Here is a 7,270-nt window from a genome sequence, read left to right on the forward strand (position 1 = left end):
ATCCGTACTACGCCAGCGCGCGGCTGTGGGACGACGGCGTGATCGATCCCGCGCAGACCCGCACCGTGCTGGGCCTGGGCCTGTCCGCGAGCCTGAACGCGCCGATCGAGGACATGAAGTTCGGCGTGTTCCGCATGTAATCATCACCCCGCCGTTGCAGCCGTACTTGTCATCATGCGCAGTGTCGCCCGCCTGTTTCGCAGTCTTGCCCTGGTAGCGGCGCTCGCCGTGCTGCAGCCGCCGGCGGGCCATGCGCAGTACGCCAACGGCGATGGCTGGGGCAAGGCAGCGCCGCGCGTGCGCTTCACCGAGCAGGTGGTGATGCTGCCCAAGGCGGCGATCCCGTCGCGCATCGACCTTGAGGCCACGGTGTTCAAGCCTTCGGGCGAGGGGCCGTTCCCGCTGGTGGTGATCAACCACGGCAAGGCGCCGGGCCGGCCTTTCATGCAGGGGCGCGCGCGCTTTGCCGCGCAGAGTGCCGAGTTCCTGCGCCGCGGCTACGTGGTGGTGCTGCCGATGCGGCAGGGCTTCGCGCGCTCGGGCGGCGCCTATGTGGGCGGCAGCTGCGACATCGAGACCAACGGGCTGATGCAGGCTGACGATGTCGTCGCCACGCTCGACTACATGGCGACGCTGCCATACGTCGACATGGAGCGCATTGTGGTGATCGGCCAGTCGCAAGGCGGGCTGACCACGATGGCGTTCAGCACCATCGGTTATCCCGGCGTGCGCGGCGTGGTCAATTTTGCCGGCGGGCTGCGCAACCTGAGCTGCGCGGACTGGGAGGAGCGGCTGGTGAATACCTTTGCCAGCTACGGCAGCCTGGCGCGCTACCCGTCGCTGTGGGTGTACGGCGAGAACGACAGCTACTGGCCGGTGCCCTTGCCCGGCCGCATGTTCAACGCCTTCAAGGCACGCGCCAATGGCCCGGCGTCCGAGGCGCGCATGGTGGACGTGGGCGAGTTCGGCGCCGACTCGCACCGCCTGTTCAGCGCGCGCGAGGGCATTCCGCTGTGGCTGCCGGAAGTCGGCAACTTTTTCCGCTCGCTGGGGCTGCCGTTCGATAGTGGCACCTGAGCGGCACCTGAGCGGCACATCCAATAACTATCCGTCTACGGAGACGCACCATGGAATTCACCACCCTCACCGTCAATATCGCCAGCCACGTGGCCACCGTCACGCTGAACCGGCCCGACGTGCGCAACGCCTTCAACGAGACCGTGATCGCCGAGCTGACCGGCGCCTTCCGCGCGCTCGGCGACATGGATGAAGTCCGCGCCGTGGTGCTCGCGGGCAACGGCCCCGCGTTCTGCGCCGGCGCCGACCTGAACTGGATGAAGAAGATGGCCGGCTACTCTGACGACCAGAACCGCGCCGACGCGCTGACGCTGGCGCAGATGCTGCACACGATCTGGTCGTGCCCGCGGCCGGTGATCGCGCGCATCCAGGGCGATACCTATGCCGGCGGCATGGGGCTGGTGGCGGCCTGCGATATCGCGGTGGCGGCGGAACACGCGCACTTCTGCCTGTCCGAGGCGCGCCTGGGGCTGCTGCCTGCGACCATCAGCCCGTATGTGATCCGGGCGATGGGCGAGCAGGCGGCGCGGCGGTATTTCATCACCGCCGAGCGTTTCGACGCGGCCGAGGCGCTGCGGCTGGGGTTCGTGCATGCGGTGGTGCCGGCGGAGGGGCTCGATGCCAAGGTCAGCGAGCTGGCTACGGCGCTGGTGGCCAACAGTCCCAATGCCGTGCGCGAGAGCAAGCGGCTGGTGCAGGACATTGCCGGGCGGGTGATCGACAGCGATTTGCTGGCGGATACGGCGGATCGCATCGCGAAGACCCGGGCGTCGGAAGAGGGGCGTGAAGGGGTGAAGTCGTTTCTGGAGAAGCGGACGCCGTCGTGGCGGCCGGCTTGATCTGGGCGCTCCGCTCACCGCTTGTTTGCTCCCTCTCCCGCGCTTGGGAGTCGCTTGGGAGAGGGGGTCCCGCTGCAGCGTGCGAAAACACGCCGCACCGAAAAAAGACTTGCGGGGAGATCCCGGCACGCTAGCGACAAGAGAAAGCCTTCACCCCCATAACATCCATCAAATTCCGCTAAACCACCGCTAACGCAAAAATCCGGCCCTCATTGCCAATACCGACGAGACATTCCTAACATGACCCTCCCCAACCAGTCCGCCACCATCGCACTGCCAGGCCTTGCCGGCAGCGCCACCCGCGCGGACGGTCAACAAAGGAGGGCTATCTTGGATCACCTGTCCCTTTCCCCCGGCAGCGACGCGCATACGCTGGGCCAGCGCAGCCGCAATGCCGTCTGGCACCCCTGCACGCGCCTGCGGCCTGATGACGCCGCCGTTCCGCTGGCGATCGTGCGCGGCGAAGGCCCGTGGCTGCACGATGCCGACGGCCGCCGCTATTTCGACGCCACCAGCTCGTGGTGGGTCAACCTGTTCGGCCACGCCAACCCGCGCATCAATGCCGCGCTGGTCAACCAGCTTGAAACGCTTGAGCACGTGATGCTCGCCGGCTGCACCCATGCCCCCGCGGTGGAACTCGCCGAACGCCTGTCGGCGCTTAGCGGCGGCGCGCTCGGCAATGTCTTCTATGCGTCGGACGGCGCCTCGGCGGTCGAGATCGCGCTGAAGATGAGCTTCCACTACTGGCGCAATACCGGCCTGCCGGCCAAGCGCGAGTTCGTCTGCCTGCGCCACGGCTACCACGGCGAAACCGTGGGCGCGCTGGCCGTGACCGACGTGGAAGTCTTCCGCGATGCCTACGATCCGCTGATCCGCCGCGCGCATGTGGTGATGTCGCCCGACGCTCGCCAGGCCGCGCCCGGCGAATCGGCCGCGGACGTCGCCGCCCGCGCGCTGGCCGAGCTGGAGACCCTGCTGCGCGAACGCGCCGGCCAGATCGCCGCGCTGATCGTCGAGCCGCTGGTTCAGGGGGCCGCGGGCATGGCGATGTATGACCCGTCGTATCTCGACGGCGCCCGCGCGCTGTGCGATCGCTACCGCGTCCACCTGATCGCCGACGAGATCGCGGTCGGCTGCGGGCGCACCGGCACCTTCTTCGCATGGGAGCAGTCGCGCGCCGCGGAAACACCATTGCCCGCGCATCTGTGGCCCGATTTCCTGTGCCTGTCCAAGGGCATTAGCGGGGGCTACCTGCCGCTGTCGCTGGTGCTGTCGCGCGCGGAAATCCAGCGCGCCTTCGTCGCCGACGAACTGGCGCGCAGCTTCCTGCATTCGCATTCCTATACCGGCAACCCGCTCGCCTGCCGCGCCGCGCTGGCCACGCTCGACCTGTTCGCGCAGGACGACGTGCTCGCGCGCAACCGCGACCGCGCGCAATGGCTGGCCGATGGCATGGCCACGCTGGCGGCCGATGCGCGCCTGCAGCACGTGCGCCAGCGCGGGCTGATCTGGGCCGCCGATGTGCGCGATGACGCCGCCGGTGCCGACTTTGCCTCGCGCTTTCACCATGCCGCACGCGCCCGCGAACTGCTGGTGCGGCCAATCGGCAATACGCTGTACGTGATGCCGCCCTATGTCTTCGACGCCGCGCAGGCGCGCTGGCTGGGCGAACAACTGCTGGCCACGCTCGACGACGTGACCGCGAGGGTGGACGGGGAGGTGCGCCATGCTGCTTGAACAACTGAAACTCGCTGCCGAGCAACGCCACGAGCTCGCGCTGACGCGCCGCCGCCGCATCGCGCACACCGCGTGCGCGCCGCACCAGGCTGTGGGCGAAACCGATGAGAACCAGCCCGATGCGCTGCTGACCTTCTGCAGCAACGACTACATGGGGCTGGCCAACCACCCTGACGTGGTCGCGGCACTGGCCGAAGGCGCGCATCGCTATGGCGCCGGCAGCGGCGCCTCGCACCTCGTCAGCGGCCATTCGCTGGCGCACGCGCAGCTCGAGGCGGAACTGGCGCGCTGGTTCGCGCCGCATATCCCGCATGCGCGCACGCTGTATTTCTGCACCGGCTACATGGCCAATATGGCGGTGCTGACCGCGCTGGGCACGGCGGGCGCGACGCTGTTCTGCGAATCGCTGAACCATGCCTCGCTGATCGATGGCGCACGGCTCGCGCGCGCGGACGTGCAGCGCTACCCGCATTGCGATGCCGCGGCGCTGGAGAAGCTGCTGGCGGCCAGCACCAGCGAGCGCAAGCTGATCGTCACCGACAGCGTCTTCAGCATGGACGGCAACGTCGCGCCGCTGCGCCAGCTGCTGGCGCTGGCCGAGCGCTACGACGCCTGGATCATCGTTGACGATGCGCACGGCTTCGGCGTGCTGGGCGAACAGGGCCACGGCGTGCTGGAAGCGCTGGGGCTGTCGTCCGAACGCTTTATCTATATCGGCACGCTCGGCAAGGCCGCGGGCGTTGCGGGGGCCTTTGTCGCCGCGCACGAGGCCATCATCGAGCACCTGGTCAACACCGCGCGCCCGTACATCTTCACCACCGCCGCGCCGCCGGCGGTCGCGCACGCGCTGCTGGCCAGCCTGGCGATCATCGAAGGCGAAGAAGGCAGGCAGCGCCGCGCGCAACTGACGCGCTGCATCGCCATGCTGCGCGGCGGGCTGGCGCAGCTGGCTGCCATCGCGGGCTGGACGCTGGGCGACAGCGAGAGCGCGATCCAGCCGCTGATCATCGGCGATAACGGCGCCGCGCTGGCGCTGTCGGCAACGCTGGAAGGCGACGGCATCCGCGTGGGCGCGATCCGCCCGCCGACCGTGGCCGAGGGCACCGCGCGGCTGCGCATCACGCTGTCGGCCTCGCACACCGAGGCCGATGTGAGGCGCCTGCTCGACGCGCTGAGCGCCGCGGTGGCGCAGCGGGAGGCGGCATGAGCACGCGCCAGCCTTTTGCCTGCTTTGTCACCGGCACCGATACCGGCGTCGGCAAGACCCACGCCAGCGCCACGCTGCTGCATGCGCTGAACGCCGCCGGCTACCGCAGCGCGGGCATGAAGCCCGTCGCCAGCGGCAGCGAATGGCGCGACGGCCACTGGCACAACGACGACGTGGCGCAACTGCGCGCCGCCAGTTCGGTGACGGTGCCGCTCGGCCATACCTGCCCGTTCCTGCTGCGCACGCCGTGCTCGCCGCACCTCGCCGCCGCCAGCGAAGGCGTGCGCATCACGCGCGCGCCGATCCGCGAGGCGTTCAACGCGCTGCGCCGCCAGGCCGAGGCCGTGGTGGTGGAAGGGGTGGGCGGCTTCCACGTGCCGCTCGATGCCGGCGCGGTGCGCTGGAGCACCGCCGACCTGGCGGTGATGCTCGACCTGCCGGTGGTGATGGTGGTCGGCATCCGGCTCGGCTGCCTGAACCACGCCGTGCTGACCGCCGAAGCCATCCGCGCGCGCGGCCTCACGCTGGCCGGCTGGATCGCCAACCGGGTCGACCCCGACATGCTGCTCGCCGACGAGAACATCGCCACGCTGCATGCGTCGCTGGGCGCGCCCTGCCTCGGTGAACTGCCGTGGCAACTGGAACCCGCCGCTGCCGCTTCGCGGCTCGATCTCGCGCCCGTGTTTGCCAATCTCGTCGCCGCCAACCCATACCAAGCCGAGGCCGCTGGCCTCGCTGCCTGAACCAGAATTCGAATCGATCATGACCCAAGCCCACACCGTCACCACCGTTTCCGTCGACGCCCTGCGCCAGACCGCCCGCCCGCATACCCTGCCTGAAGACGCCGCCTGGCGTGTCGACGACGTGGCGTCCCTGTTCGCGCTGCCGTTCAACGACCTGCTGTTCCTTGCCCAGCAAGTGCACCGCGAAAACTTCGACGCCAACACCGTGCAGCTGTCCACGCTGCTGTCGATCAAGACCGGCGGCTGCGAAGAGGATTGCGGCTACTGCCCGCAGAGCGCGCACCACGATGCCGGCGTGAAGGCCGAGAAGCTGATGGCGCTGGACGAGGTGCTCGACGCCGCGCGCGCCGCCAAGGCCAACGGCGCCACGCGCTTCTGCATGGGCGCCGCCTGGCGCAGCCCGAAGGACCGTCACCTGGAACCGGTGATGGACATGGTGCGCGAAGTGAAGGCGATGGGCCTGGAGACCTGCGTGACGCTGGGCATGCTCAAGGCCGAGCAAGCGCAGCAGCTCAAGGACGCTGGGCTGGACTACTACAACCACAACCTGGATACCTCGCCCGAGTTCTACGGCAAGATCATCACCACGCGCACCTACCAGGATCGCCTGGATACCATCGGCCATGTGCGCGACGCCGGCATCAACGTTTGCTGCGGCGGCATCGTCGGCATGGGCGAATCGCGCGAGGCGCGCGCCGGGCTGATTGCGCAGCTGGCCAATATGGACCCGTATCCGGAGTCGGTGCCTATCAACAACCTGGTGCAGGTCGAGGGCACGCCGCTGGCGGGCACCGAGGCGCTGGACCCGTTCGAGTTCGTCCGCACCATTGCCGTGGCCCGCATCACCATGCCGCGCGCGATGGTGCGCTTGTCCGCCGGCCGCGAGGCCATGGACGAAGCGTTGCAGGCGCTGTGCTTCATGGCCGGTGCCAATTCCATTTTTTACGGCGAAAAACTGCTGACCACCGGCAACCCGCAGGCCGACCGCGATCGCGCCCTGCTGGCCCGCCTCGACATCCGCGCAGAGGGCTACGCGGGATGACCAGGTAGGAGATAGCCCGCTGGACAGCTCGCCGCCGTAAGATCCCATGACAGGGATAACAAGGAGGGAGCCATGTTCAACAAGATCCTGATCGCCAACCGCGGTGAAATCGCCTGCCGCGTGGCCGCCACGTGCCGGCGGCTCGGCATCCGCACCGTCGCGGTGTACTCGGATGCCGACGCCGATGCGCGCCACGTCGCCTTCTGCGACGAGGCCGTGCATATCGGCGGGCCGGCCGCGCGCGACAGCTACCTGCGCGCGGACCACATCATCGAGATGGCCAGGGAGACGGGCGCCAAGGCCATCCACCCGGGCTATGGCTTCCTCTCCGAGAATGAAGCCTTTGCCGAGGCCTGCGCTGCAGCGGGGCTGGTCTTTATCGGCCCGCCGGCGTCGGCCATCAACGCGATGGGCAGCAAGAGCGCGGCCAAGCAGCTGATGGAGAAGGCCGCGGTGCCGCTAGTGCCGGGCTATCACGGCGAGGACCAGGATCCGGCGCTGCTGCGCCGCGAGGCTGACCGCATCGGCTATCCGGTGCTGCTCAAGGCCAGCGCGGGCGGCGGCGGCAAGGGCATGCGCGTGGTCGAGTCGGGCGATGGCTTCGAGGCTGCGCTGGCCTCGGTCA

At 68.9% G+C, this 7,270-nt stretch carries 7 protein-coding genes; all 7 read left to right on the forward strand.

Annotated features, from left to right (window positions below; genetic code table 11):
* The first annotated feature begins 174 nt into the window (after positions 1–174).
* Complete coding sequence (locus AB1I47_RS32980; protein WP_354687851.1) at positions 175–1,077, forward strand: dienelactone hydrolase family protein; 903 nt, start codon at positions 175–177, stop codon at positions 1,075–1,077.
* Between the two features lie 50 nt (positions 1,078–1,127).
* Positions 1,128–1,916 (forward strand): enoyl-CoA hydratase/isomerase family protein, encoded by a 789-nt coding sequence (locus AB1I47_RS32985; protein WP_354687852.1) that lies wholly within the window; start codon positions 1,128–1,130, stop codon positions 1,914–1,916.
* A gap of 330 nt (positions 1,917–2,246) precedes the next feature.
* Positions 2,247–3,653: an adenosylmethionine--8-amino-7-oxononanoate transaminase gene (bioA, locus tag AB1I47_RS32990; RefSeq protein WP_354687853.1), complete on the forward strand. Its 1,407-nt coding sequence runs from the start codon at positions 2,247–2,249 to the stop codon at positions 3,651–3,653.
* Positions 3,643–4,860, forward strand: coding sequence for an 8-amino-7-oxononanoate synthase (gene bioF / locus AB1I47_RS32995; RefSeq protein ID WP_354687854.1), 1,218 nt, complete (start codon positions 3,643–3,645; stop codon positions 4,858–4,860). The genes bioA and bioF overlap by 11 nt, the downstream gene beginning before the upstream one ends.
* Positions 4,857–5,603: a dethiobiotin synthase gene (gene bioD / locus AB1I47_RS33000; RefSeq protein ID WP_354687855.1), complete on the forward strand. Its 747-nt coding sequence runs from the start codon at positions 4,857–4,859 to the stop codon at positions 5,601–5,603. Before bioF ends, bioD begins: the two co-directional genes overlap by 4 nt.
* Positions 5,604–5,622: 19 nt before the next feature.
* Positions 5,623–6,645 carry a biotin synthase BioB gene (gene bioB, locus AB1I47_RS33005; RefSeq protein ID WP_354687856.1) on the forward strand — a complete coding sequence of 341 codons (1,023 nt, stop codon included), beginning with the start codon at positions 5,623–5,625 and terminating at the stop codon, positions 6,643–6,645.
* A 72-nt stretch (positions 6,646–6,717) separates the two neighbouring features.
* Positions 6,718–7,270 (forward strand): biotin carboxylase N-terminal domain-containing protein (locus AB1I47_RS33010; RefSeq protein WP_354687857.1); only part of this gene is annotated, 553 nt, incomplete at its 3' end.

It is taken from the genome of Cupriavidus necator, from assembly GCF_040578825.1.
GTDB lineage: Bacteria > Pseudomonadota > Gammaproteobacteria > Burkholderiales > Burkholderiaceae > Cupriavidus > Cupriavidus necator_E.

Bases quoted from the DNA above. Each gene is read 5' to 3' on its own strand.
- AB1I47_RS32980 (WP_354687851.1), top strand. From the start codon at position 175: ATGCGCAGTGTCGCCCGCCTGTTTCGCAGTCTTGCCCTGGTAGCGGCG.
- bioB (WP_354687856.1), top strand. From the start codon at position 5,623: ATGACCCAAGCCCACACCGTCACCACCGTTTCCGTCGACGCCCTGCGC.
- bioF (WP_354687854.1), top strand. From the start codon at position 3,643: ATGCTGCTTGAACAACTGAAACTCGCTGCCGAGCAACGCCACGAGCTC.
- AB1I47_RS32985 (WP_354687852.1), top strand. From the start codon at position 1,128: ATGGAATTCACCACCCTCACCGTCAATATCGCCAGCCACGTGGCCACC.
- bioD (WP_354687855.1), top strand. From the start codon at position 4,857: ATGAGCACGCGCCAGCCTTTTGCCTGCTTTGTCACCGGCACCGATACC.